The organism is Streptomyces sp. NPDC048295, assembly GCF_040652135.1.
Taxonomy (GTDB): domain Bacteria; phylum Actinomycetota; class Actinomycetes; order Streptomycetales; family Streptomycetaceae; genus Streptomyces.
This window is the reverse complement of the sequence record NZ_JBEZLL010000031.1, coordinates 88,456-114,475: the sequence shown is the minus strand read 5'-3', so window position 1 is coordinate 114,475 and position 26,020 is coordinate 88,456. Positions and strand designations below refer to the sequence as shown.

Annotated in this window: 20 protein-coding genes; 7 read left to right on the top strand and 13 right to left on the bottom strand. The window is 72.1% G+C overall.

The window, feature by feature from the left end:
* The first annotated feature begins 238 nt into the window (after positions 1-238).
* From AB0D53_RS34690 to AB0D53_RS34680, 3 genes are all read left to right on the top strand, one after another.
* A complete protein-coding gene (locus AB0D53_RS34690; RefSeq protein WP_329816060.1) occupies positions 239-640 on the top strand; it encodes an RNHCP domain-containing protein in 402 nt (133 codons plus the stop codon).
* 39 nt (positions 641-679) lie between these two features.
* Positions 680-1,096, top strand: a complete 417-nt coding sequence (locus AB0D53_RS34685) for an RNHCP domain-containing protein (RefSeq protein ID WP_329816059.1) — start codon at positions 680-682, stop codon at positions 1,094-1,096.
* A gap of 136 nt (positions 1,097-1,232) precedes the next feature.
* The gene (locus AB0D53_RS34680) at positions 1,233-1,880 is read left to right on the top strand and encodes an HAD family hydrolase (RefSeq protein ID WP_362453239.1); all 648 of its coding nucleotides are present in this window, start codon (positions 1,233-1,235) and stop codon (positions 1,878-1,880) included.
* Positions 1,881-1,926: 46 nt separating this feature from the next.
* On the opposite strand, the gene AB0D53_RS34675 is transcribed toward AB0D53_RS34680, so the two are convergent.
* From AB0D53_RS34675 to AB0D53_RS34655, 5 genes are all read right to left on the bottom strand, one after another.
* Complete coding sequence (locus AB0D53_RS34675) at positions 1,927-2,628, bottom strand: hypothetical protein (RefSeq protein WP_362453238.1); 702 nt, start codon at positions 2,626-2,628, stop codon at positions 1,927-1,929.
* Positions 2,629-2,990: 362 nt separating this feature from the next.
* Positions 2,991-3,629 carry a hypothetical protein gene (locus AB0D53_RS34670; protein WP_362453237.1) on the bottom strand — a complete coding sequence of 213 codons (639 nt, stop codon included), beginning with the start codon at positions 3,627-3,629 and terminating at the stop codon, positions 2,991-2,993.
* Between the two features lie 278 nt (positions 3,630-3,907).
* The gene (locus tag AB0D53_RS34665) at positions 3,908-7,408 is read right to left on the bottom strand and encodes a hypothetical protein (RefSeq protein WP_362453236.1); all 3,501 of its coding nucleotides are present in this window, start codon (positions 7,406-7,408) and stop codon (positions 3,908-3,910) included.
* A 187-nt stretch (positions 7,409-7,595) separates the two neighbouring features.
* Positions 7,596-9,077 carry a penicillin-binding protein 2 gene (locus AB0D53_RS34660; protein WP_362453234.1) on the bottom strand — a complete coding sequence of 494 codons (1,482 nt, stop codon included), beginning with the start codon at positions 9,075-9,077 and terminating at the stop codon, positions 7,596-7,598.
* 213 nt (positions 9,078-9,290) lie between these two features.
* The gene (locus AB0D53_RS34655; protein WP_362453233.1) at positions 9,291-10,136 is read right to left on the bottom strand and encodes an LLM class F420-dependent oxidoreductase; all 846 of its coding nucleotides are present in this window, start codon (positions 10,134-10,136) and stop codon (positions 9,291-9,293) included.
* Positions 10,137-10,414: 278 nt separating this feature from the next.
* On the opposite strand from AB0D53_RS34655, the gene AB0D53_RS34650 reads away from it, so the two are divergent.
* Positions 10,415-11,947 (top strand): CehA/McbA family metallohydrolase, encoded by a 1,533-nt coding sequence (locus AB0D53_RS34650; protein WP_362453231.1) that lies wholly within the window; start codon positions 10,415-10,417, stop codon positions 11,945-11,947.
* Positions 11,948-11,968: 21 nt separating this feature from the next.
* On the opposite strand, the gene AB0D53_RS34645 is transcribed toward AB0D53_RS34650, so the two are convergent.
* Positions 11,969-12,718, bottom strand: coding sequence for a hypothetical protein (locus AB0D53_RS34645; RefSeq protein ID WP_362453230.1), 750 nt, complete (start codon positions 12,716-12,718; stop codon positions 11,969-11,971).
* Between the two features lie 355 nt (positions 12,719-13,073).
* On the opposite strand from AB0D53_RS34645, the gene AB0D53_RS34640 reads away from it, so the two are divergent.
* On the top strand, positions 13,074-14,918 hold the full coding sequence (locus tag AB0D53_RS34640) for a hypothetical protein (RefSeq protein ID WP_362453229.1): 1,845 nt from the start codon (positions 13,074-13,076) through the stop codon (positions 14,916-14,918).
* Positions 14,919-14,982: 64 nt separating this feature from the next.
* On the opposite strand, the gene AB0D53_RS34635 is transcribed toward AB0D53_RS34640, so the two are convergent.
* Genes AB0D53_RS34635 through AB0D53_RS34625 form a run of 3 tightly spaced genes read right to left on the bottom strand, consistent with a single transcriptional unit; the run spans position 14,983 to position 17,975 of the window.
* Positions 14,983-16,026 carry a DMT family transporter gene (locus AB0D53_RS34635; protein WP_362453228.1) on the bottom strand — a complete coding sequence of 348 codons (1,044 nt, stop codon included), beginning with the start codon at positions 16,024-16,026 and terminating at the stop codon, positions 14,983-14,985.
* Complete coding sequence (locus tag AB0D53_RS34630) at positions 16,023-16,634, bottom strand: TetR/AcrR family transcriptional regulator (RefSeq protein WP_362453226.1); 612 nt, start codon at positions 16,632-16,634, stop codon at positions 16,023-16,025. Before AB0D53_RS34630 ends, AB0D53_RS34635 begins: the two co-directional genes overlap by 4 nt.
* 30 nt (positions 16,635-16,664) lie before the next feature.
* The gene (locus AB0D53_RS34625) at positions 16,665-17,975 is read right to left on the bottom strand and encodes an MFS transporter (protein ID WP_362453225.1); all 1,311 of its coding nucleotides are present in this window, start codon (positions 17,973-17,975) and stop codon (positions 16,665-16,667) included.
* Between the two features lie 252 nt (positions 17,976-18,227).
* Here AB0D53_RS34625 and AB0D53_RS34620 point away from each other — a divergent pair, with 252 nt between their 5' ends.
* Both AB0D53_RS34620 and AB0D53_RS34615 read left to right on the top strand, forming a co-directional pair.
* Entirely contained in the window at positions 18,228-18,833 is a 606-nt protein-coding gene (locus AB0D53_RS34620) for a DNA polymerase ligase N-terminal domain-containing protein (RefSeq protein WP_329816045.1), read from the top strand.
* Positions 18,830-19,534, top strand: a complete 705-nt coding sequence (locus tag AB0D53_RS34615; protein ID WP_362453224.1) for an endonuclease — start codon at positions 18,830-18,832, stop codon at positions 19,532-19,534. Before AB0D53_RS34620 ends, AB0D53_RS34615 begins: the two co-directional genes overlap by 4 nt.
* Before the next feature lie 21 nt (positions 19,535-19,555).
* Here AB0D53_RS34615 and AB0D53_RS34610 read toward each other — a convergent pair whose 3' ends face one another.
* The 4 genes from AB0D53_RS34610 to AB0D53_RS34595 form a co-directional block, all read right to left on the bottom strand.
* Positions 19,556-20,731: a macrolide family glycosyltransferase gene (locus AB0D53_RS34610; protein WP_362453222.1), complete on the bottom strand. Its 1,176-nt coding sequence runs from the start codon at positions 20,729-20,731 to the stop codon at positions 19,556-19,558.
* A gap of 228 nt (positions 20,732-20,959) precedes the next feature.
* Complete coding sequence (locus tag AB0D53_RS34605; RefSeq protein ID WP_362453221.1) at positions 20,960-22,525, bottom strand: APC family permease; 1,566 nt, start codon at positions 22,523-22,525, stop codon at positions 20,960-20,962.
* Positions 22,526-22,772: 247 nt separating this feature from the next.
* Positions 22,773-24,236, bottom strand: coding sequence for an aldehyde dehydrogenase family protein (locus AB0D53_RS34600; RefSeq protein ID WP_362453220.1), 1,464 nt, complete (start codon positions 24,234-24,236; stop codon positions 22,773-22,775).
* Positions 24,233-25,972: a D-aminoacylase gene (locus AB0D53_RS34595; RefSeq protein WP_362453219.1), complete on the bottom strand. Its 1,740-nt coding sequence runs from the start codon at positions 25,970-25,972 to the stop codon at positions 24,233-24,235. Before AB0D53_RS34595 ends, AB0D53_RS34600 begins: the two co-directional genes overlap by 4 nt.
* Positions 25,973-26,020 lie beyond the last annotated feature (48 nt).

The following is a 26,020-nucleotide window of genomic DNA, read 5'->3' as shown; positions in this document are numbered from 1 at the left end:
GGCCAGTAGTTCCGAGCCTCCCTCGCCGCGTCTTCATCCGCGCCGGGGCGACCGGAACCGCGTGCACGCGCACGCCCCCGGCATCACACTGACCCGCGCGACCTGACCGGTACGCGCGTCCTTTCCGTCAGTACGTGATTCCCGGCCGCCGCCTCATGCCTCTTCGGCCGCCGCCCCCGAGGGCCGCTCGGTACTTCCCTGCTGCATTGCTCATCCTCTTCGGCAAGGAGAAACCCGGGTGTCCACCGACAACCCCAAGCACCGTACGACCAAGTCCTCCCACCACGGCCCCAGCGCGTATCTGAGGACCGACACCTTCACCTGCCTGTGGTGCGGGCTGACCATCGCCACGCTCGCGCCCGACGGCAGCCGTCGCAACCACTGCCCCAGCTGCCTGCACTCGAAGCACTGCCTCGACCACGTCGAGGGCGGCCCGTCCGACTGCGGGTCGCGTATGACCCCGATCTCCATCGCGGTACTCCGCACCGGTGACTGGATGGTCATCCACCGCTGCACCCGCTGCGACGAGCTGACCTCGAACCCGGTCTGCGGGGACGACAACCAGCTGATCCTGATGCGGATGGCTGTCCGCCCGCTGGCGCAACCGCCCTTCCCGCTCGAAGCGTTCGGCGATCTGTGACCCGCCGGAAGCGACCGAGGAACGGACGGAGGACCCACCATGCCACGACGTGGACCCCGGCGGTCGTCGTACCGCCCGCAGAGACGGAAGGACGTCCTGCACGGACCGGGCGGCGCCCATGGCGACGCGTTCCGTTGCGCCGGCTGTCGGCTCGACGTACCGCTGACCGCCCCGGGCACCACCCATCGCAACCACTGCCCGCACTGCCTGACCAGCCTGCACGTCGATCTGCGGATCCCGGGCGACCGGGCCGCCGACTGCCGCGGGCGGATGACGGCGCTCAGCCTGTCCGTCCGGCAGGACGGGGAATGGACACTCATCCATGAGTGCCTGACCTGCGGTGAGCTCAGTGCCAACCGCATCGCGGGGGACGACAACGCCCTCGCGCTGATGCGCATGGCCGTACGCCCCCTGTCGGACACGCTCGTCCCCGTACGGGCGCTGCTCATGCTGTGACGCGGGTGCCGCCTCTGTCCGAGCCGCCCGGCCCGGGCAGAGGCGTCCCGCTCGGGCACAGGCGGCCGGTTCCGCCCGGCGCCCGTCCCGCTCTGCTCGCATCTTCGCCGACCGGCGAAGTCCCTATCCTGAGCGGATGATCACTGCTCCTGAACTCGTCATATTCGACTGCGACGGCGTGCTCGTCGACAGCGAGCGCATCGCCGTACGCATCCAGGTCCAGGTGGGCGCCGAGCTGGGGTGGCCGCTGACGGCGGAGGAGGTCGTCGAGAAGTTCGTGGGGCGGTCGAACAAGTCCATCGGCGAACTGGTAGACGCCCGGTTGCCGGGCACCTCGGCCGCCTGGCAGCGGCGCTTCGAGGGCCTCCATCGCGACGCGGTCGAGACCGAACTCGTCGCGGTGGAGGGCATCCACGAAGCGCTGGCCGCCCTCACGCTCCCCACCTGCGTGGCCTCCAGCGGCAGCCACGACAAGATGCGCCACACGCTGGGCCACACCGGGCTCCACGCGCACTTCGAGGGACGCATCTTCAGCGCCACCGAGGTCGCACACGGGAAGCCCGCTCCCGATCTCTTTCTTCACGCGGCCCGGCGGATGGGGGTCGACCCCGCCGCCTGCGTGGTCGTCGAGGACAGCAAGTACGGTGTGCAGGCCGCCCGTTCGGCCGGAATGTGCGCCTTCGGCTACGCGGGCGGGCTGACCCCGGCGCACTGGCTGGAAGGCCCGGACACCGTGGTCTTCGACGACATGCGCAAGCTGCCGACACTGCTGTCCGGGAGCTGAGAGTTCCCGGCCCGCCGCCTCCCGCGCCTCGTGGGGGTCCGGACCGTCACCACTCCTCGTCGTGGCCGATCACCCGGAAGCTGCCCACGACGCCGTTGTCGATGAACCCGCCGCCTCGGACGTTGGGCGTCACGACACCGTAGGTGCTGCCGTAGGGGCCGACCGTGGCGACCGGAGAACCGCCGTCACAGGCGAACCCCCGAAAGACCTCGACCGCATGCCGGCTGTCGTTGTAGATGCTGAAGCTGCTCGATCCCAGCCCGCTGGCCGCGGGGATACAGCCCCCCGGATAGGCGCCGTACTCCCGCTCGTTGAAGAAGATCCTCTCCCTCCGTTCGTGTCCCCGGTCGCGCCCGCCCCGGCCGCCGCCGTCGTCGTCGCGCCCGCCCCGGCCGCCGCCCTCGTCGTCCCGCCCACCGCGGCCGCCGCCCTCGTCGTCCCGCCCACCGCGGTCGGAGCCACCGCGGTCCGAGCCACCGCGGTCGGAGCCACCGCGGTCGGAGCCCTCGTCGCCGCCGCCGTTGCCCCCCTTGTCCCCCTTGGCCTGCGTTCCGCTTTCGCTGCCGACGGGGGCCGGTGCGGGAACGGCCTGCCGGGCGGGCGGGGCGGCCCGGTGGACGGGCTGCTCGGCCCGCGCGGGGGCCGGTTCGGCCTGGGTGGATCCGTCGGTCGAGGCATAGGTGATGCCGGTGGCAAGGACCGCTGTGCTGACTACAGCGGCGGCCACCGTGAAGGTACGCGAGGGCATGTCACTTCTCTCCGTCTCAGAGACGTCGGCCGGACGGCCGACCTGCGGCGAACGTACCGAGGGGCCACATACCTGTCATTTCGGGCAAGTCCAGGGCGTGACACCACAGGACCGGTCGGGTACAAAGAAGCCATTCCACGCATATCCATACCGCTGTCGATGCCGCCACTGATCCCGCCGCCGATACCGCTGCCGCTGCCGCCGTCCGGGAGCCGGGCGTTCCGGACCAGGGCCGGGCGTCAGCGGTTGCGAGGCTGCCGGACAGTGCGGCGACGCGACTCGCGAAATCCACGAGGCGGGACCCGGTCGGCCGGGTCCCGCCTCGCGACACTTTCGAGAGCCCCTGCTCAAGGGCAAGCCGGCTACTGCACGAAACGCCAGGTGACGTCGATCGAACTCTGTTCGAAGGAGGCGAGCGCACTGTATGCGCCGGGCGTCAGATCGAGGCCGTACCTGCCCGCACCCTCGCTCCGGTCAACGACCGTCGCGGTTATGGACTTTCCGTTGTACGTGATCTCGACCTTCTTCCCGCAGACGGGAGACGGGTAGGCCGATCCGAACATGTCGGGGTCGAGCGCGACACCGAAATCTCTGTCCGTCATCGTTATGCCGCACGCCGTCAGTCCGGTCGGGTAGTACGTCGCCCGCCCGTGGTAGCTGCCCGACGGCGGCTCCGTGGGCGGCCCCGACGTCCGGGCCGACGCCGGGGGTGTCGCCGTGGCCTGCTCCGAGGGCGGCATCGTTGTCTGGCCCGGCTCCGGGGGCGGCGCTGTTGTGGAGCTGCCCGGTTCCGGAGGCGTCGTCGTCCCACTTGGTTCCGGGACGAGAGTGGAACGCGGCGACTCGGTCATGCTGGAGCCGGGTTCCGGCTGCCCTGAAGCGCTCGACGCCGGGACGGGGATGTCGGTGTCCTCCGAGGCGGAGGCGGTGGCGACGATCACGGCGGCGGAACCGACGGCCAGTAATGCGGCCGCCGCGATTTTGGCGATCTTTGCTCTCAACGTTCCCTCTTCGAATGTCACATTCCGGACGGCGCGCATGCGAAGCATTCGTGGCGGGGGGTGCCATGAAGTTTCCTCGCGACCACGCCGCCGCGGTCGTCGGCCCACGGGGGCCGACGACCGCGGCGGCCCCATGATGACCAATCCCGCTGATGCCCCACTGATGCCCTGCTGACGTTCGGCGACGGACGGTCAACTCCGGTCGTCCGTAAGCGCAAGGGCCGGGCGCCGCACCGTCTGGTGCGGGTCGCCCGGCCCTTGTGTACGGCTCGGCTACGTCAGCGGGCGACCGCCTTGGTCGCCTTGCTGGTGGCGGTACCACTGGCGTGGCCGGTGCGGCGGGCGGTCACCTTGACGGTGATCTTCTTGCCGCGCTGGGCGGACTTGAGCGTCAGCGAGGACTTGGTCGCGCCGGAGATCGCCTTGCCGTTCGCGTACCACTGGTAGCCGTACGAGGTCGGGGTGGGCGTCCAGGTGCCGTGGGCGGCCTTGAGGGTGCGGCCCGTCTTCGCGGTGCCGGAGATGGTGGGCTGCTTGGTGGCCTTGGGCGCGCTGCCCGTGGCCACCTTCACCGAGGCGGGCGTCACGGAACCGTCGGCGTGACCGGTGCGGTGGGCCGTGACGGTGATGGTGAGGTACTTGCCGAGCAGCGAGGCCGGGACGGTGTACGTGGACGCCGTCGCGCCCTTGATGGCCTTACCGTCGGCCTTCCACTGGTAGGCGTACGAGGTGGCGGTGGGTGTCCAACTGCCGTTCGTGGCCGTCAGCTTGGCGCCGACCTTCACGGTGCCGACGATGTCCGGAACGGTCGTCACCCTGGGCGCCGCGCCCTTGGCGACCGTGAGCGCCGCCGAGGTGGCCGGGACGTCCGCCGTGCCGGTGCGGCGGGCCGTGACGGTGACGCCGATCTTCTTGCCGAGCAGCGAGAGCGGGACGGTGTAGGTGGCGGCGGTGGCCCCGCTGATCGGCTGCCCGTCGGCGTTCCACTGGTAGGCGTACGAGGTCGGGGCGGGGGCCCAGGTGCCGGGGGCCGCGGTGAGGTGGTCGCCGACGCGGGCGGTGGTGCCGATGGTCGGCGGTGCGCTGTTGCGGAGCGGGGCCGAGGTGACGGTGAAGCTGCCCCGCGCGTACTCCGCGCCGCGGTGGGTGATGACGCTCGCGCTCCAGGCGCCCTCGGCCGCTCCGGTCAGGTCGAGCTCGGCGGTGAGGGTGCGGCGGTCCGGCGAGACGGAGACCGTGGTCCCGGAGATCTCGCGGCCGGCGTTGCGCAGTACGACGTGGTCGTCCTTGTGCAGGGCCGTGCCGGTGACCGTGACCGTCGTCCTCGTACCGGAGACGCCGGTGGCCGGGGTGAGCTTCGTGACGGTCACCCGCTCCGTGCCGCAGATCCCCGGGCAGACCGCCTCGGCCCTGTACGAGGTCTGCGAGGCCTTCTCCGGCAGGGAGAGGACCAGGATGCTCGGGGTGACCTCCCTGGAGTACCGCTCGATCACCGAGCACTGGTAGCCGCTGGAGGTGGAGTACGTGCAGCCGTTGTCGAGGCTCGGGTCGTACAGCGCGGGCACCGCCGTGTCGGTGGCACCGGTGGTGTCGCTGATGTCCATCGTGAAGTGGTCGCTGTACGCGGTGGGCAGCGCGGCGCAGACGGCGGTGTGCTCCTCGTCGAGGGTGCCGGTGACCGGGCCGTAGCCGTACGCGATGCTCGCGACCTTCTCGCACTCGGCGGCCGGTCCGTCCGGGCCCGCGATGCGCAGGGCGTCGAAGCGGTACGAGTCGGCGGCCTTCAGCGTCGTGGGAACGGTGACCAGGACCTGGTAGTGGGTGGAGCCGGTGACGGCGCACGCCTGGTTTCTGTCGCAGAGGGGGGTGCCGTCGGCGCCGTACACCACCGCGTTGGCGGTGCCGAGCGGGTCGCGGACATTGATGTGCAGGGTGTCCTTGGCATCGGCGGTGGTGACCTGACGGCAGCGCAGCTCGCCGGGGGCGCCCATGGTGCCGCCGGTGGACGGGCCGCCGGGCTTCGTCGCCGGGTTCGCGGCGCAGCCCTTGGCGGTCGCGGTGACGTCGCGGCGGGCCAGGACGTACTCGGCGGGGGTGTCGCGGCCGGTGACCAGCACGGTGTGGGCGACGCCCGGGGTCAGGGCGCAGGTCGTCCAGGTGGAGACGGAGGGGCGGGTCGAGCAGATCTCCTTGCCCTGGACGTCCACGACGACGAACTGGGCGAGAGCCGTGGTGCCGGGTGCCGCCCGGAGCTGGATGGTCTCCCCGGCGCTGTGGTCGTTCGCCGGAATGCTCAGGCAGCGCGAGAAGACGCCGTCACCAGTGGTGACGCGGGCGGTGGGGCCGGTCGCGGTGAAGTCGCCCGCCGGGAGGGCCGGGCAGTCGGCCGCCGCGTCGGTGCGGTACAGGGCGAGGGTGTACGGGCCGGTCGGCTTGGACTCGCTGTCGTTGGTGACCAGGGCCCGGAACGGGGCCTTGCCGGTCAGCCCGCAGGTGCCGTTCGCGGGCCGGGAGGGGACGCAGACCTGAACGCCGTCGGCATCGACGACAGAGACGGCCGGGTACGGCGCTCCGTTGTTGACGGGCTCCAGCGCGGCCATCCGGGAGCCTGCGGGCAGCGGCAGGGACAGACAGTCGATCTCGCCGCCGACGGTGAACTCGGAACGGTGCACGCCCATGTCGACCGGCTCGCAGCCCGTGGTGGCGGAGCCGTCGATGATCAGCGTGGCGGCGTCGGTGTAGACGGTGTAGTCACCGGCGGCCGGAAGGGTGCAGAAGTCGGTCCAGGTCTCGCAGGCGGTCTTGCCGTCCCGGTCGTACACGGTGAGCGCGGAGCGCACGCCGTCGTAAACGGAGTACGCGTCGAAGCGTCCGGCGGCCGGGGCGGTGAAGGTGCGGCAGCCGTGGGCCGGGTCGGCGGCCGTGGGGCCGGAGTTGTATCCGTTCAGCGCCGGGTGGGAGCAGCCGGCCGGGTCGGAGATCCGGCGGACGGCGAGGGTGTACTCGGCGGGGAAGCCGTGCTCGGCCTCGCCGACCAGCGAGAGGACCCGGTAGGGGCCGTCGCCGGGCAGTACGCAGCCCTTGTTGCCGTCCTCGTTGAGGTGCGGGCAGATCCGGGCGCCGGTCTCGTCGGTGATCCAGGCCAGGGCCTGGCCGTACGCGGTCGTCCTGATCTCGGTGGTGATCCGCTCGCCCGGCTTGCCGGTGAAGAGCCGGCACTGGATGGCGGTCGGCCCGGCGGCCGAGCCGACGACGGGGGCGGTGTCCCAGGCGGTGCCGATCTCCGGCGCGCAGCCCTCGGTGGTGGCGAGGGGGGTGACGGCGATGGTGGGCCTGCTCGTCTCGGACCAGCTGTTGTACAGCCGGAGCGTGAACTCGCCCGCGCGGGGCAGCCGGCACCAGCCCTCGCCCCACGGAGGGTCGTAGCAGTCGATCTCCGTGTCGCCGTCGTAGACGGAGACGTACGTGCTGCCGTTGGCGCCACCGACGAGCACGACCTTGTGCAGCCCGGGGGCCCCGGCCGTGATCGTGAAGCAGGCCGTGCCGCCGCCCGGGATCGTCGGCCTGCCCTCCGCAGGGGCGGCCTCGCCGAAGCCGGAGAGCGGCAGGGCGGCGCAGTCCTCGTCGGCCGCGGCACCCGCCGCCCGCGCTGCGGGGGCGTACGCCTGCGCGGCGCTCGCGGGGACCAGCAGCGTGAGCAGGACCGACAGCGCGAGCAGCAGCGCGGCGTACGCCCCCGATCTTCTGGATCTCGCCGCCGTGCGTGGATAGCTGGGCATTCCGTTCCCCCCGGACCGGTGAAGTGTGAGCTTCTGCCGGGGCTTCACGGTCGACGCACGAGCACGAGCGCGCGAACGCCGAACCACCCGGAACACAAGCGGGATGTGTGCGACTCGTGGAGATGAGCGCACGTGATCATCGCACACGCGTCCGGGACTGCCGAGGGATTTTGGTTCCGGTCAGGGGCTACTTGCCCAGTACCGCCTTCATCACGTTCTTCGCGATCGGCGCACCCAGCCGGCCACCGGAGATGTCGGACCGGGAGATGTCCATGTCCGTCGGGTCGATGAACACCGCGACCGCCACCGACTTGTCGCCGGACTTGCCGTACGAGACGAACCAGCCGTACGGCACCTCGTCCTTCACATTGACGCCGCGCTGTGCCGTCCCGGTCTTGCCACCGACCGTGACACCGTCGATCAGGGCGCGCTGGGCGCTGCCCTCCTTGGCCGTGAACTCCATCATTTCCTGGACCTTCTTCGCCGTCTCCTCGGACACGGCCTGGCTCTTGAGCTTCGGCTCGTTCTTCTCCAGGACCGACAGGTCGGGGCCGCGCAGCTCGTCCACGATGTAGGGCTGCATCAGCTTGCCGTCGTTGGCGAGGGCGGCCGTCACCATCGCCATCTGCATCGGCGTGCTGGTGAGGCTGCCCTGCCCCATACCCGTCAGCGCGGTGCCGGGCTTGTCCAGCTTCTCCGGGTAGAGGCTCTTGGTGGCGAGCATGTCGCCGAACTCCTCGGAGTACACATCCGAGTTGAAGCCGAACTTCTCCGCGGTCTCCCGCATCTTCTTGTCGCCGACCTTGGACGCCGCGTCGAGGAAGACGTTGTTGCAGGAGTACTGCATCGCGGTCTTCATGGACGCCTTGTTGCACACCGCGTCGCCGGCCTCGCTGCCGATCTTGTTCGTGGAGAGCGGCAGGGGGTACGGGGAGACGGCGTCGGACCGCGCGTCGACATCGGTGACCACGCCGTTCTCCAGGGCCGCGGCCGCCGTGAGGATCTTGAACGTCGAGCCGGGCGGGAAGGTCTCCCGCAGCGGGCGGTTGGCCAGCGGCTTGCTCTTGTCCTTGACGAGCGCCTGGAACTTGTCCCCTTCCTTGAACGAGTTCCCGGCGAAGACGGACGGGTCGTACGAGGGCGTGGAGACGAGAGCCAGCACCTTCCCCGTGCTCGGTTCCAGCGCGACGACCGCGCCCCGCGCACCGAGGTCGGTCAGCCCCTTGTAACCGGCCTTCTGCGCCTTCGGGTCGATCGTGGTGATCACATCACCGCCGCGCCGCTGCTCGCCGGTGATGATGTCCTTGGCGTGCCGGAACGCGAAGCGGTCGTCCTGGCCGCTGAGGATGCTGTCGTACGTCTTCTCCAGGAGGGACATGCCCTGCGACTGGGAGGCGTATCCGGTGACGGGGGCGTACATCGGGCCCTGCTTGAAGGTCCGCTTGTACTTGAAGTCCGTCCCCTCGACCGCCTTGGAACCGGTGATCGCGTCGCTGCCCACGACGATGTCGCCGCGCGGGGTGGCGAACTGGGCGATCTTCACCCGGCGGTTGTTCTCGTGAGTGGCCAGGGGCTCGCTCTTGACGTACTGGATCCAGTTCGCCCGCAGTAGCAGCGCCATCACCAGCAGCCCGCAGAATATGGCTATGTGCCGCAATGGCCTGTTCATCGTCGATCCACTCCCGTACTCGCCCGCGCGTGATCCTCAACTTAGGAAGATACCGATTACGGGCAAATGGTTGCACTCACAACCAACCGGGTTGCCGTGTCGGTGCATGCGCTTGCGCCCGGCGCCGGGAGGACCTGGCCGCCGCCTCTCCCCCAGCTCTCCTCGTCACCGTGGCCGGAGCTCCGTCCGCCCCTGCCCGCGCCTTTTCGTCCGTCAGAGGTGCTCCGCGTACGCGTCCAGCGTCCGCAGTACTTCCGGTTCGTCCGCCGGGGGCAGTTGCAGGACGATCTCCTCGATGCCCAGGTCCGCGTAGTGGGCCAGCTTGCCCGCGCTCGGGAGGACCGCGTAGGGGACGACCTGGAGGTGCTTCGGGTCGCGGCCGGCCGCCTCCCAGGCTGCGCGAAGCTGCGGCAGGGACTCGGTCAGGCCCCGGCCTCCGATGGGGAGCCAGCCGTCGGCGTACTCGGCGATGTGGGCGAAGAGCCTGGGGCCCGCCGCGCCGCCGATCAGGGTGCGCGGGCCGTTCACCGGGCCGCGGGGCTCCTGGACCGGCTTCGGGTAGGCGTGGCTGGCCCGGACCGAGCCGAACTCGCCCTCGTACGGCGCGGGTTCGTCCGCCCACAGGGCCCGCATCACGGCCATCCGGTCACGGACGAGGTCGCGGCGGGACGGCCAGTGGACCCCGTGGTCGGCGGCCTCCTCGACATTCCAGCCGTAGCCGACGCCCAGCGTGAACCGGCCGCCGGAGAGGTGGTCGAGGGTGGCGATCTGCTTGGCCAGGTCGATCGGGTCGTGCTGGGCGACGAGCGTGATGCCGGTGCCCAGGGTCAGGCGTTCGGTGACCGCGGCGGCCTGGGCGAGGGCGACGAAGGGGTCGAGGGTGCGGGCGTACTCGGGCGGGAGTTCGCCGCCCATCGGGTAGGGGGTGTCCCTGCTCACCGGGATGTGGGTGTGCTCGGGCAGATACAGCCCGCTGAAGCCGCGCTGTTCGAGCTCGCGGGCGAGCCGCAGCGGCGTGATCGTCTCATCGGTGAGGAAGATCGTTGCGGCGATCCTCATGGGGACACCTCCGTCGTGATCCGGTGACAGGCCCTGGGGCCCCAACGTATGCCGTGCGGTGCGGAAAGCCGAGCTTCCGGAGGGGACGGAATGGTGAGGAGCCGGTGGGGGCGCGAAGGCGAGGAGTCGGTGGGGGCGGGAAGGCGAGGAGTCGGTGGGCCGGTCCGGTCAGGTCCACCGGCGTTCTTCCCTGGTTCACCGCCGGAGGCCAGGCTTTCGGGTGCGCGTCGTTCCTTGCCGCACGCGCCCTGCCGCCACGACCCCGGGGAGCCCATCGCATGTCCGCATCGCATTCCGCTCAAGGCCACCCGATGGCCAGGCGCGGCCTTCTCGTCGGGACGGCCGCCACCGCTCTAACGTTGGGCACCGTGAGCTTCGCCGACGCCACCACCTCGAACCCGGGCAACGACGGGACGGACCGGACCAGGACCGTGCGCGGCACCCTGCCGGCCGGGTCGCCCGACTTCGTGTACCTGCCGGTCGAAGTACCGCGCGGAGTACGGGAGATCGCCGTCTCGTACACGTACGAGAAGCCTCCCGTGCCGGCCGGGACGCAGGGCAACGCCCTCGACATCGGCATCTTCGACGAGCGCGGCACCGCGCTGGGCGGGCACGGGTTCCGGGGGTGGTCGGGCGGGTCGCGCGGCAGCTTCTTCATCCGGGCGGACGAGGCGACGCCCGGCTACATCGCGGATCCGGTGCGGGCCGGCACGTGGAACATCGCGCTCGGCCCCTACACCGTCGCCCCCGAGGGGCTGCCGTACGAGGTGACGATCACCCTGCGCTTCGGGCCCGCCGGGTCCCCCCCGGAGCCGGTGTACCCGCCGGAGCGGGCGAAGGGGCGCGGGCGGGCCTGGTACCGGGGGGACTGCCATCTGCACTCGGTGCACTCGGACGGCAGGCGCACCCCCGCCGAGATCGCCGCCGCGGCGCGCGCGGCCGGGCTCGACTTCATCAACAGCAGCGAGCACAACACGTACTCCGCGCACGGGGCGTGGGACGGGCTGTGGGGCGACGACCTGCTCGTCCTCACCGGTGAGGAGATCACCACCCGCAACGGGCACGTCCTCGCGGTGGCGACCGACCCGGGCACGTTCGTGGACTGGCGCTACCGGGCCCGGGACAACCGGTTCGGGCACTACGCGAAGGCCGTGCGCCGGGCCGGCGGCCTGGTGGTGCCCGCCCACCCGCACGCCACCTGCATCGGCTGCCACTGGAAGTTCGGCTTCGGCGAGGCGGACGCGGTGGAGGTGTGGAACGGGGCGTACTCCCCGGAGGACGAGATCGCCCTCGCCGAGTGGGACAACTCCCTCGTGGCCGCAGCGCGTTGGTCCAAGCCGTGGGTCGCGGCGATGGGCAGCAGCGACGCCCACCGGGAGCCGGACGTGGTGGGGCTGCCGCAGACCGTCGTCCTCGCCGAGGAGCTGTCGCGCGAGGCGATCGTGGCCGGGATCCGGGCCGGGCACTCGTACATCGCGGAGTCCTCCGCCGTCACGCTCTCCTTCGGCGTCCTCGGCGGGCGCGGGCTGCACGCCGGGATCGGTGAGCGGCTGCGGGTGGACGGGGACGACACCCCGGTCACCGTACGGCTGGAGGTGAGCGGGGCGCCCGGCTGCACCGCGCACTTCGTCACCGACCAGGGCACGCTGTTCACGGCCGGGCTGCCCGAGTCGGGCGCGGGAACGGTGGAATGGCGTACGACTCCGGCCTACGCGGCCTATGTGCGGGCCGAGGTCCGGCATCCGGCGACGGTGCCCGGGTTGCCGGGGGCCCTGGCGGCGCTCACCAATCCGGTGTTCCTGGAGGGGTAGGGCCCGCCGTCGGGACCGGGCTCAGGCGCTGGGCCTGGTGCGCAGGCGTATGCCGTGGCGGGCCCGCAGCCGGCCGATCTCCCAGGCCGCGACGGCGGTGGTGGCCAGCGCACCGCCCAGCGACAGCCACAGGGGGCTGTCGTAGCCGTTGTTCACGATGTGGACCGGGAACAGCTCTCCCACGAACAGCAGCTCCCACGAGAGCACCACGGTCAGCAGCGCGGGCAGCGCCTGATGGATCTCCATGGTGCGGAACATGTAGCGGGCGACGCACGGCACCGACATGCTCACGAATCCGATGGCCCGCAGGAGCAGCGGGATCCCGGCCAGGAAGGTCACTCCGCCCACCAGCGCGTTCGTGTGGTCGCCGAGCCAGAACGGTCCGATCGCGGTGGCCACGAGCAGCAGCCAGTGGGCCAGGAACATCCCGACCGCGATGGCCGGCCCGCGCAGGCGCCCCGTCATCCGCTGCCGGTCCGTGGCGCTCACGAAGGCGAGGAGGGCCGCGACGACCAGGGGCACCGTCACCAGCACCAGGAAGGGGGCCGCCAGCAGTCTGACCGCCCCGGACGCGGCCCAGTTGGCGTACCAGTCGCCCAACGGGATGTCGCGGGCCCCCACTTGGGGGATCTCCACGAGCATCGCGATCGAGATCCCGAACCAGAACCGGGTGAGCTGGATGCCCTGGATGAGGCGGTCGTCCAGGATCCGGTCCTCGGGCGGTTTCAGGTAGCGCTCGACGATCTCCCGGTCCCGCGCCATCAGCGCCACGACTGTCCTCCGTCCCCCACGGATCCCACCGTCCCCGTGCCCCCTGCACCCCCGCGCCGCAGGACGTCCGGCGCCGGTGAAGGCGAACAGTGTGTCAGGAAGTCCCCTGCCGAAAAAGGCAGTTGGACGGGCGGCGTGGCAGGGCGCCGAGGGAGCGCGGCCACGAGCCGTCCGTGTTCCTCCCCTGTCCGTCCGTGGTGAGACGTTATGGCGCGAGCGGGTCCGTGCGGCGACAATGTCCGTCAGAGGTCGTACACGCCGCGCGGGGGAGCGATCAGGGTTGGGCACCGGAGGGTTATCGGCGGGCGGGCCACCGCCGCAGGCAGCGGGTTCCGATGTCACACGGCAACTCTGCATGGTGATGCACACCCGCCCGGCGGCCTCCGTCGCCCCCTGGGCCGGGCAGCGACTGCCCCAGCTGGCCAGGGAGGCGCTGCGCGAACCGGCACGCTCGGTTCCCTCGTACGGCTTCGACCTGGTGCCGGTCCTCACGCACGCGGTGCGCGCCTTTCGGCGGCGGCTGCTCCGCCGGGTCGCGGTGGCAGCGGTGTTCGGCCTGGTCGCGGTCTGGGAACCGCTGCCGCCCCTGATCCTGCTGGCCACGCTCTGCCTCGCCCGGCTGCTGGGCTCCAACTGGCCACCGCTGACACTGTTCTGCCTGTGGCTTGCCTTCCGGGCGCCGAGCTTGCTGTTCGCGCTGTTCGGGCCGCAGGACTGGAAGAACAAGTACGAGGCATTCGCCCACGATGCGCCTTTGCTGGTGCTCGCGTCCGCTCTGGCCCTGGTGTACGTCGCCGACGCGGTGGTGGCCCGGTCGGCGCGCGATCGGGCAGGCCGGGAGGGGGGCGACCGGGAGCGGATGCCCACCGTCGGCCCGAGGGCCCGCAGACGCGTGGAGCGGGTCGGTCTCCAGCAGAACGGCACCGCCCTGCCGTACGACGGCCAAGGCCGGTTCATCGGTGCGGGCCGGGAATCCCGGGGCGCGGTGGAGATCCGCGTGCCGTTGCGTCCCGGGCGCTCCGGCCGGCCCGTCGTGGCGCTGCGCGAGACAGAACTGCTGGCAGGCATCGAGGCCGCGATGAGCACCGCCGCCCGGGGCGCGGGCAGGCCCGACGACCTCACGGAGACCGAACCGCTGCCCGGTTTCTCCGTGGCCCAGGTGCTCGCCCTGCCGGCCGCCCTGTGGCTGGAGCGCGGCCGGGGCGGGGCCGGGGCGTCGGAGACGGCGGGCGGGCTGGGCCGGCCCGATCGGCTGTATCTGCGGGCACAGTGCGTCAGCTGGCAGGGGCAGCTCGTGGTGAGCCTCTTCGTGCACGCGGCGCTCCAGGCCGGTGAACTGCGGCTCACCCTGCGGCCACAGGTGATGGCACCGCTGCTGCCGCTGCCCGAGCCCATCGGCTCCGCGGTGCTCGAAGGTCTGCGTGCTATGGAGGGACTGTGGGCGGGACCGGTGAAGGAGACCGCCCCCGGGGCCGATCCGGCCGGGGCCGAGGGCCCGCTGAGCCTGCGTGACCTCCTCTCCCTGCCCACGATTCCCGATGTGCACCAGAGCAGCGATGCGGCACGCCATGTCGAACTCATGCAGGCGGCCGTCCTCGGCGCCGTGGAGGCCCTGCTCGAACGCCACGGCTTCGCGACGGACGCGCTCTCCGACCGGCACACAGTGATCAACAGCATTCAGGTGCTGGGCGACAACAACGCGGGGATCCAGCTCGCGGGCGGTCTGACACTGGCCCAGGTGACACAGACAACGCCCATAGCGCCCGCCTCGACCGAAGGAGTACCCATGAGCCCGGGATTCCCGCACCGAAACCCGCCCTCCGAGCCCGCACGGGCCCCGGGGTCCGGCATCAGCATCGGTGGCGACAACTCCGGCACCGCACAGAACGCCGTCGGCCACCGCCTGTCCCACATCACCCAGACCGGCGCCGGCCAGGGGAACGCCCCGCTCGAATCCGTCGCCGCCCTCCTGGCCTCCTTCCGCGCGGACATCGACCGCAACGCGGCCCTGCTGGCGGACCTGGAGGCCCTGCGGGATCAGACGACGACGCTGAGCGGGGCGCTGACGGCCCCTCAGGGCGAGGGCTTCCGCCCCGCCCTGCGCATGGCGGTCCGTTCCCTGCCCGCGCTGGTGGCCGGGACGGCCGTCCAGCAGACGGGCGACGCACTGGTGACGGCGATCGGTGAGCTGCTGGGCTGAGCCCGGAACGCGTACGAGGGGCTTCGCGGCGGACGGCCGGTGCACGCCTCGGGGGCTCTCCCCCTCAGGGCCGCTCGTCCACGGCGGGAACGGCGACCGGGGCCACCGCGCCGCGTCCCGGCAGGCGCACGGGCCGGGACGGGGCGGTGAGCACGCCCAGGCAGGCGATGACGAGGGCGATGCCCGTCCAGCCGAGGGCCGGGAGGTGCTCGCCGACGACCAGGACCGCGAAGACGGCCGCCACGGCGGGCTCCAGCAGGGACAGGGTCGTCGCGGTGCTGACCGGGATGCGGGACAGGCCGAAGCCGAACAGGACGTACCCGGTGAACATCGGTACCAGCGCCATGTAGAGCCCGACACCCGCGTTGGCCCACGAGGCGACCAGCGGTGCGCCGGTGGCCAGCAGGACCGGTACGAGCATCAGGCCGCCGAGGCCGAACACCGCGCCCATGGCCGCCCGCGAGGCGACACCGCGGGTGATGAGGCGGTGCGCCGCCCACGCGTACACGGCGTACGTCACGCCCGCGACCAGCCCGAGGCCCACGCCCACGACGGTCTGCCGGGCGGAGCCCGTGCCCGCTGCGCCGCCGGCCTGCACGGCCTCGGCCGCGCAGAGCAGCACCGTGCCGGCCAGCCCCAGGGCGGCCCCCGTCATCCACCTCCGGGACAGGCCGCGGCCGTCGGCGAGCCGCTCGATCAGGGCCGATGCCAGCGGGGCCGAGCCGATGGAGACGACCGTGCCGACCGCGACGCCGGCGAGGTGCATGGAGGTGTAGAACGCGAGCGGATACAGCGCCACGCCCACGCCCCCGAGCACCACGGTCCGCCACTGCGCCCTCAGCCGGGCGCGGCCCCGCGCGATGCCGCGTCCGGCCATCAGGGCCTGGAGCAGACCGCCCAGGCCCATCGCGGCGGCGCCGATCGCCAGCGGCCCGACCTGGGGCGCGAAGGTAGCCGCGGTGCCCGTGGTGCCCCAGAGCACCGAGGCCAGCAGGACCGCGAGCGCACCGAGACCCGGTCCGGCGGTGCGCCCGGCGGTGCGCCCGGCGGTGCGCCCGGCGGCACGTCCGGCGGCACGTCCGGCGGCACGTCCGGCGGGCCCGGTCACAGGGCCTCCACCAGGGATGCCGCCAGGTCCCGGGCGCTGCGCATGCGGGTGCCGTCGCCTTCGAGGCCGGCGCGCACGATGGCCCCTTCGAGAAGGAAGGCCAGATGCTCGGCCATGGCCCGGGCCCGCTCCTCCTGGCCGGGCAGCAGCTCCTGGAGGTGGGTGGTGAGCAGGCTCTCGACCTGCTCCTTGTGGCGGCGCACCACCGCCCGGCCCTCGTGTCCGGTGGGCAGTTCGGCGGCGGCGTTGAGCAGTCCGCAGCCCCGGAAGCCGTGCTCGTAGGCGAAGTCGGCGTGGTCGGCGTAGGCGTCGAAGACGGCCAGCACTGCACCGGCCGGGCCCTGTGCCCCGGCCAGCCGGTGCCGGTAGAGGCCGAGCCACTCCTCGTGCCTGGCCTCCAGGTAGGCGCGGACGAGGTCGGCCTTGGAGTCGAAGTTGTTGTAGAGGCTCATCTTGGCGACACCGGCCTCGGCCGTGATCGTGTCGATGCCCGTCGCGGCCACGCCGTCGGCGTAGAACCGGCGTGCCGCGGCGTCGAGGATCCGTCCGCGCGCCGCGCCCCGCCGCCGCTTCACCGGCTGCTTCTCCCCGGCCTTCGCCTCACCCATGTCCACTCCTCCTTGATTAGGTAGGTCAGTCTACCCAACAGCGGGCTCGGCGTCCGTACCGGGCGAACCGACGCCCAGCCGGTGCGCACAGGACCGGCCCTGCACCACCGCCAGGCCCGCGACCACCGCCCCCAGCGCCAGCCAGCCCGCCGGACCGGCGGCCATCACCACGCCGGTCAGCAGCGGCGGCCCGGCGGACTTCTGGATGGACTGCGACATCCCGGCCACTCCCAGATACGCGGCACGGGCGTCCTCGGGCGCGAGCAGGACCGCGAGCTCCCACGAACTCACCGAGCGCATCAGCTCCGCCAGCGTCACCAGCAGCGCCGCCGCGAGCAGGACCGCCCCGGCCACCCAGGCCCCGCCCCGGGTCGCCACGGCCAGGAAGCCGCAGCACACGAACACCAGGACCCCGTACAGCAGCACCGCCCGGGTCGCCCGGCGCGGACCCTCGGCCCGCCGCGACACGCTCAGCTGGAGCAGCACGACCATCACGGTGTTGACGACGAGGAAGGCCGGGACCAGGGCGTGCGGCGCGGAGGTGCGGTTCACCAGCCAGAGCGGCAGGCCGACGGCGAGGATCGAGTCGTCGAGGTTCATCGGGATGTCCAGGAGGACGAACCGGAGATAGCCGCGGTCCCGCCACGGACCGGCCGGGCGGCCCGGCTGCCGCCCGCCCGCGACCGGGGCGCCGGACACCACGCCCCCGGCCCGTGCCACCTCCACGGATCCCCCGCCCGGCTCACCGGTGCGCCACACCAGCACGGCGGCGACGACGAACGACAGCGCGTTACCCAGGATCAGGGCGCGGTAGGCGCCGGTGGTCCCCACCGCCAGGCCGATGGCCGCGACACCCGCGCCGACGCCGTAGCCCGCGTTGGCCGCGCTGCGCGACAGCGCCTGGTAGGCGGCGCGCCGCTCGCCCGCGGTCCGGGTGGCGAAGAGCATCTCCAGCGTCTTCGCGGCCCGGTCGCCCAGGTAGGTCACGGCGACGACGGGAAGCAGCGCCGAGAAGTCCGCGCACACCAGGACCAGGACGAGGGTGACCAGCCGCAGCAGGTGGCAGCCGATCAGCAGCGGGCGCACCGGGAAGCGTCCGGCCAGGCGCCCGGCCAGCGGCGAACCGGCGATGCCCGCGACCCCGGCCACGCCCAGCAGCACGCCGATCTGCTGGGCGCTCAGATGCGTCACGAAGGTCAGATACAGGACCGAGGAGGCGGCCCAGAGCCCCGAGCCGGTCCGGTCGACGGCCAGCGCGAGCAGCATGATCCGCGCGTTGCGGCCGCCCGGTGGATTGCGCAGCTGGGCCCACAGCCCCTGCCCGCTCTTCGAAGTCCCCACCCTGGCGCCCCTGTTGCCTGCTTCGCCTCGCTTCATCACGCGCCCCCTCGGACCTGCCCGCAGGCATGTCTTGACATCAAGAGATCTTGAGCAAGGGGAAGACTGCCCGGAAAACAGTCTCGATGTCAAGATACTTGATGGCGAGATACCTATGGTCCGGCCGGTCCCGGAACCCGTCCCGGTGCGCCTCGCGACCAGGGGCGTCACAGTGGAAGGAGCACCGGGCGGGGCGCTGCCGTAGGAGGTGTCCGGATGAATGCGACCGGCGACAACGAGGACCTGACGCGCAACGGCGACCGGACGGGCGACGGGGCACGGGCCGGCGCGGCGCCCTGTTTCGTCGTGCAGATCCACCAGGCACGGCACATGCACTTCGACTTCCGGTTGGAGGTCGGGGGCGTACTGAGGTCCTGGGCCGTGCCGCGCGGCCCCTCGGAGAACCCGCGCGAGCGGCGGCTGGCCGTCCCGACCGAGGACCACCCGCTGGAGTACCGCACCTTCGAGGGCGTCATCACGAAGGGCGCGTACGACGGCGGCACGGTGATCGTCTGGGACCAGGGCACCTACCGGCCGCTCAGCCACGACCGGTCGGGCGCGCCGGTGCCGTTCGAGCAGTCCCTGGAGGACGGGCACGCGACGTTCTGGCTCGACGGGACCAAGCTGCACGGCGAGTTCGCCCTCACCCGCTTCAAGGGCGGCGACGCCCCGGGCGAGGAGGTGTGGATGCTGATCAAGGCCAAGGACGGGCAGGCCACCCAGGACGGCCCCGAGGCGCCGGACCCCTACCTCGCGCGTTCGGCCCGCACCGGCCGCACCCTCGCGCAGGTCGCGGCCGAGGAGGGAAGCGGGCCCCCGTGACCTCCCGCGACACCGTGGCGGTCCTGCTCGCCCGCCACGGAACCACCTACGCGGCCGAGGCCGGGATCCGGCTGCGGAACACCCCGCAGCCGCTGTACCAGCTCCTCGTCCTCAGCGATCTGCTGAGCGCCCGCATCCGTGCCTCCGTCGCGGTGTCCGCGGCGCGGGCGCTCTTCGGCCACGGCATGCGCTCGCCGCGCCGGATGGCCGCGGCGACCTGGCAGCAGCGGGTGGACGCACTGGGCGAGGGCGGCTACCGGCGCTACGACGAACGGACCGCCACCCAGCTCGGCGACGGGGCACGGCTCCTGCTCGACGCGTACGGGGGCGACCTGCGGCGGCTGCGCGCGGAGGCCGACGGCGACCTGGACACCCTGCGGGCCGGGCTGCGCCGGACTCCGGGCATCGGCCCGGCCGGCGCGGACATCTTCGTACGCGAGGTGCAGGCCGTATGGCCGGAGACGGCGCCGTACGTGGACGGGAAGGCCCTCCAGGGCGCCGAGCGGCTGGGGCTGCCCGCCTCCCCGACGGAACTGGCGGAACTGGCGGAGCAGGCGGAGCCGGCCGAGCCGCCCCGGCCGGCGCGAGAGGCCGGCCGGGGCGGGCAGACGGACGGGCACGGGATCGCCGTGCTCGCGGCGGCACTGGTGCGCGCCGCACTGGACAAGCACATCGTGGACGACGTCAGGGCCCACGTCTGAGGAAGCCGCCGGGGCGGCCGGTCAGCCCAGCAGTTCCTCGATGAGGCCGGCGGCCCGCGTGGTGCCGCCCTCGGCCCGCGCGGCGGCGCGCAGCTGCGCGGAGCGGCGGGCCACCTCCGGATCGGCGGCCAGTTCGGTCAGTGCGGTCCGCAGGGCCTCGGCGGTGGCCTCCTCGGTGTCGATGCGGCGGGCCACCCCCAGCTCGACGAGCCGGTCCGCGTTGGTGAACTGGTCGGAGGCCTGGGGCACGGCGATCATCGGGACACCGGTGAACAGCCCCTCACTGCTGCCGCCCATCCCCGCGTGGGTGACGAAGGCGTCGGCCTGCTCCAGGATCGCGAGCTGGGGCACCCAGGAGTGCACCTCGACATTGGACGCGATGGCGCCGAGTTCCGACGGGTCGGTGTACTTCCCGATCTGGAGCACGACGTGCCAGCCGGGCAGGTCGCCGTAGGCGGCCAGGCACTGGCGGTAGAACTCCGGCCGGTGCGTGAACGCCGAGCCCAGGGAGACCAGCAGCACCTTCCCGGCACCGGCGGGACGCGTCCACGCCCCCGTGTCCGCCCGGGTGCCGAAGCAGGGGCCGACGAACGTGACCGTGCCGGTGTCGACCCGGTCGGCGTGCGGCTGCATCGCCTCCGGGATCGTCGCCAGGGTGTGCGCGGGCCGGCTGCAGAAGGCGTCCATGTCGGTGGTGGTCGCCCCGCACCCGGCGAGCCACCGGGTGAACCTCGCCCGGTAGGTGTCGGCCCCCGGCAGCTGCCACAGGTGCGCCGCGACCTCCTCCTCGTAGCCCTCCCAGCCCACATAGGTCGGGGACAGCTGCACGAGGGGGCGGCCCTGCGACTCGGCGAGGACACGCGCGGGGTAGGCGCCGATGTCGTAGAGGTACAGGTCCGCGGGGTCGCGGTCGTAGACGGCACGCAGCTGCGGGAGCGCCTGGACCGCGTCGTCGAGGAAGACGCCCATCACGGCGACGGGGTCCTCGGGCCAGTCGTTGTCGGCGACCGGCAGCACGGACGCGTAGGGCACGAACTCGGCGCCGGTGGCCTCGATCAGCCCGGCCACCGCCGGATCGTTGGCGTAGGTCACCCGGTGGCCCCGGGCCACCAGCTCGCGGATGATTTCGAGGCTGGGCAGGACATGGCTGACGGCGGGGATGCCGATCATCGCGACATGGGCACGACGACGTGACATGGAGAATCACTCTTTTCAGGTCTACGGAGAACAGGACACAGCGGTCCGGTGCGCCGGCCACGGGCGGAAATCACCGTGGGCGCACTCGGACCCGGCGGGACGGGGTACGTGCCCCGCCCGCGTGTCAGCCGTAGATCTGATACATGAAGTACACGCCGGGGACCCTAGCCCGTCCCCGTGCGCGGCGCACGGGGTTTTCGGCACGGGACCGGCCGGGCCGCCGGGGCGTCAGTCCTCGACGACCAGGGCCGGGGTCTCCTTGGTCAGCACCTCGCCGCGGAAGAACGCCGGGCTGCGGCGCTGCATCACCAGCATCAGCACCACACCGAGCACCAGCAGCCCGACGCCGATGACGAACACCGAACCGACCCCGAAGACCGACGAGCCCGAGCCGTACGCCGGGTCCCACATGTCGTAGAGGGTCTTGCCGAAGACCGCGGTGAGCAGGATGCCGCCGACGCCCGGGAACAGGCCCTTGAAGACCAGGTCGCGGAAGGAGCGGGTCAGTTCGGCGCGGAAGAACCAGACACAGGCGAAGGCCGTCAGCGCGTAGTAGAAGCAGATCATGAGGCCGAGCGCGTAGATCGTGTCGACCAGGACGTGCTCGCTGACCAGGGTCATGACGGTGTAGAAGACACCGGTCGCGACACCGGCGGTGATCGTGGCCCTTCCCGGGGTCCGGAAGCGCGGGTGGACCCGGGCGTACGAGGCGGGCAGGGCCTCGTAGGTGGACATCGCGAGCACCGTGCGGGCCACCGGGATGAAGGTGGTCTGGAGGCTCGCGGCGGCCGAGGCGAGCACGGCGACGAAGAGCAGGACGCCGAGGCCGGGGCCCATGACCGGGCCGGCCAGCGCGGCGAAGACGTTGTCGGAGGTGCCGGGGTTGGCCAGGCCCAGTCCGGAGGTCCCGGAGCCGACGGCCATCTGGGCGGCGACGCCGGTCGCCAGGTAGGAGCCGACCAGCACGACCATCGCGATGAGCGCGGCCCGCCCGGGGGTCTTCTCGCTGCCGGTGGTCTCCTCATTGGCCGTCAGACAGGCGTCCCAGCCCCAGAACATGAAGATGGACAGGGACAGACCGGCGGTGAACGCGGCGAAGGACTGCACGGCGAACGGGTTCAGCCAGGACCAGGAGAAGTCGAGCGACGAGGCGAACTCACCGCTGTGCGCCTTCTGCACGGCCATCGCCACGAACACCGCGAGGACGACCAGCTGGAGCCCCACCAGTGCGTACTGGAGGCCCTTGGTGGCCGTCATCCCCCGGTAGCTGATCGCCGTGGCGACCGCGATCAGGGCCAGACAGGTCACGATGTGGACGGGTTTGCTGTCGTCCAGGGCGGCGATCGAGTCGTTGCCGGTGATCTCGCCCGCCAGGAGCCAGAAGTACGAGGTGGCGACGCCCGCCAGGTTCGACAGGACGATGATCGTCGCGATGACCAGGCCCCAGCCGCACATCCAGCCGACGCGCGGGCCGAACGCCTTCACCGTCCAGGTGAAGGAGGTGCCGCAGTCCGGCATGGCCTTGTTGAGCTCGCGGTACGCGAAGGCGACGAGCAGCATCGGCAGGAAGCCGGCCAGGAAGACGGCGGGCATCTGCACGCCGACCTCGCCCGCGGTGGAGCCGAGGGTGGAGGTGAGGCAGTAGACGGGGGCGACGGTGGAGATGCCGATGACGGCGCTGCCCATCAGGCCGACGGAGTTCCCGCCGAGGCCCTTGCCGCGTACCCCGCTGCCGGCCGGGGCGGAGCCCCGTACCGCGTCTTCGGCCGGTGGCCGCACGTCCAGCTGAGTCATGAAAAGGACGATAAACGCTGCGATTTCCACATCCGGAAGGTGAGACTCCGGTGTCTCACCCTTGAATTCCAGGCAACAATACGGAAAGACCCTGATTAATTGAAGGCCGTTCGCGAACATCGCCTTTCGATGCGAGGTCGAGGCTCGATCGCAGCATCGTACGGGAACCGCAGCACTGTCCGTTTTGTGTGGGTTCAAATTTTCCCGTGGGTGTCCGCTCAGCGGACACCCACGGTCGTGTGCCGGTTCAGCCGGGCCAGACGATCGACTGGAGCTCGCTGTACGCGTGCAGGGCGTACGAGCCGACGTCGCGCCCGACGCCGCTCTTCTTGAACCCGCCGAACGGGGCCTCCATGTTCCGCCCGACGGTGTTCACACCGACCCCGCCGGCGCGCAGCCGCCGGGCCACCCGGAAGGCCCGGGCCACGTCCGAGGACCAGACGTAGTCGATCAGTCCGTAGTCGCTGTCGTTGGCGAGCGCGACGGCCTCCTCCTCGTCGTCGAAGGGGACGACCACGACGACCGGGCCGAAGATCTCCTCGCGCACGACGCGCATGTCGTTGGTGCAGTCGGCGAGCAGGGTCGGGGCGACGTAGAAGCCGCGCTCCGGCCCGGCCGGGCGTTCGCCGCCCGTGACGACCCTCGCCCCCTCCTTCCGGCCCAGCTCGACATAGGACTCGACGCGGTCGCGGTGGGCGGCCGAGATGACGGGTCCGACGACCGTGCCCCTGGCCGCCGGATCGCCCACCTTCAGACGGTCCGCGTACGCGGCGAGCTTCCCGAGCAGCGCGTCGTGGACGCCGCGCTGGACGAGGACCCGGGTCGGGGCCGTACAGATCTGCCCGCTGTAGAAGGAGAACGTGGTGCCGATCCCCGCCACCGCGGAGTCCAGGTCCGCGTCGTCCAGGACGACGGCGGCTCCCTTGCCGCCCAGCTCCATCAACTGCCGCTTCATGGACCGCCCGCACACCTCGGCGATGCGCTGCCCGACGGCCGTGGAGCCGGTGAAGCTGACCATGTCGACGTCCGGCGAGTCGACGGCGGCCTCCCCCGCCTCGGAGCCCGATCCGGTGACGACGTTGACGACGCCCGCCGGGACGCCCGCCGCTTCGAGCGCCTCGGCCATCCGGTAGACGGAGAGCGGGTCCTGCGGGGCGGGCTTCACGACGACCGTGTTGCCCATCGCCAGCGCGGGCGCCACCTTGCCCGCCGGGTTGGCCCAGGGGTTGTTGTACGACGTGATGCAGGTGACGACGCCGACCGGCTGGCGCACGGCGAGCGCCCCGAAGACCCCGGCCCGTCCCATCGGCCCGGCCTCGTTGATCTGCGGTGCGACCGCCTCCTCCACCGGCTCCAGGGCGCCCCTGGCGTACCGGCGGAAGCGGGAGGCGCCGACGGCGACCTGCATGCCCCGGGCCGTCGCCGTGGTGGCGCCGCTCTCCGCGCGGGCGAGCGCGGCGTGGTCGGCGAGGTCGCGCAGCATCAGTCCGGCGGCCCGGTCGAGGATCTCGGCCCGCTCCTCGGGGCGGGTGCGCGACCAGCCGGCGAAGGCCTCCCGGGCCGCGGCCGCCGCCGCGTGGACCTGCTCGCGGCTCGCCTCGGGGGCGAGGCCGACGACCTGCTCGGTGGCCGGGTCGATCACCTCGTAGTGGCCGTGCTCGGGCTCGGTCCACCGCCCGCCGATGAACAGACGCCTGCTTCCCTCGCTCATACCGTGCTCACCGTCCTGGTGTCGCGCCCGGAACGGAGCACCGTTCCCGGGACCGCGCCGGTCACCTTGTCGTCGCGCAGCGTCTCCACCCCGTTGACCCGGACCGACACGATGCCGATCGCCCGGGAGTCGAGCCGGGGGCTGTCGCCGGGCAGGTCGTGGACGAGGGTGGCGGGCCCGGCGTCGATGCGCTCCGGGTCGAAGAGGACGAGGTCGGCGTGGAAGCCCTCCTCGATCCGGCCCCGGTCGCGGAGCCCGAAGAGCCGGGCGGGGTCGTCGGTGAGCATCTTGACGGCCCGCTCCAGGGGGACGAGCCTGCGCCCGCGCAGACAGTCGCCGAGGAACCGGGTGGTGTACGGGGCGCCGCACATCCGGTCCAGGTGCGCGCCAGCGTCGGAGCCGCCGAGCATCACGTCCTCGTGCTCCCAGGTCTCGCGGCGCAGCGCCCAGGAGGCGGGGTCGTTGTCGGTGGGCATCGGCCACAGCACGGTGCGCAGTTCGTCGGCGGCGCAGATCTCGACGAGGCAGTGGAAGGGGTCGAGCCCCCGTTCGGCGGCGATGTCGCGCACGACGCGGCCGGTCAGTCCTTCGTTGGCCTCGCTGTAGGTGTCGCCGATGACGTACCGGCCGAAGTCGGCGAGGCGGCGGAAGACGCCGGCCTCCTTGCTGTCGGCGCGGCGGAGCATCTCGGCGCGGGTGGCGGCGTCGCGGAGCCGTTCGATGCGCTCGGGGACGGGGAGGGCGAGGATCTCGCCCCAGCCGGGTATGAGGTTGAGTGCGCAGAAGGTGCCCAGCGACATGTTCATCGGGGTGAGGATGGGCATGGTGAGCGCGACGATCCGGCCACCGGCCCGGCGGGCCCGCTCGCTGGGCACGAGCTGACGCGGTACGCGTTCGGGGACGGCGGCGTCGATGGTGAGGACGTTCCAGTTCAGCGGGCGTCCGGCGGTGGCGGTCATGTCGACGAGCAGTTCGATCTCCTCGTCGGAGAACTGGTCGAGGCAGCCCGCGACGATCGCTTCGAGCTGGGTGCCCTCGTGTTCGCCGACGGCCCGGGAGAGGGCGAGGAGTTCCTCGGGGAGCGCGTGCCGGGAGGCGACGGGCTGCCCGTCGCCGTCGGAGTGGGTGGCGGACTGGGTGGTGGACAGCCCCCAGGCCCCGGCCTCCATCGCGTCGTGGAACAGCGCGAGCATGGCGTCGAGCTGCGCGGGGGTGGGCTGCCCGCCGATCGCGTCGGCGCCCATGACGTGCCTGCGCAGGGCGCAGTGGCCGACCATGAACCCGGCGTTGACGGCGATCCGCCCTTCGAGGGCGTCGAGGTACTCGCGGAAGCTGGACCAGCTCCAGTCGACGCCCTCCTCCAGTGCCTTGAGGGCCATGCCCTCCACCCGCGACATCATCCGGCGGGTGTAGTCGGCGTCCTCGGGGCGCCCGGGGTGCAGCGGGGCGAGGGTGAACCCGCAGTTGCCTCCGGCGACGGTGGTGACGCCGTGGTTCATGGACGGGGTGGCGTACGGGTCCCAGAAGAGCTGGGCGTCGTAGTGGGTGTGCGGGTCGACGAATCCGGGCGCGAGGACGAGACCGGTGGCGTCCTCGGCGGTGACGGCCTCCTCGGTGAGCGTGCCCGGTTCGGCGACGACGGCGATGCGGCCGTCGCGGATGCCGATGTCGGCGGGGTACGAGGGCCCGCCGGTGCCGTCCACGACGGTCGCTCCGCGGATGAGGTGGTCGAGCATGACGGGGTTCCCTTCTGCGGTGGGTGGGTGTGCGGCCGGGGTGCGCAC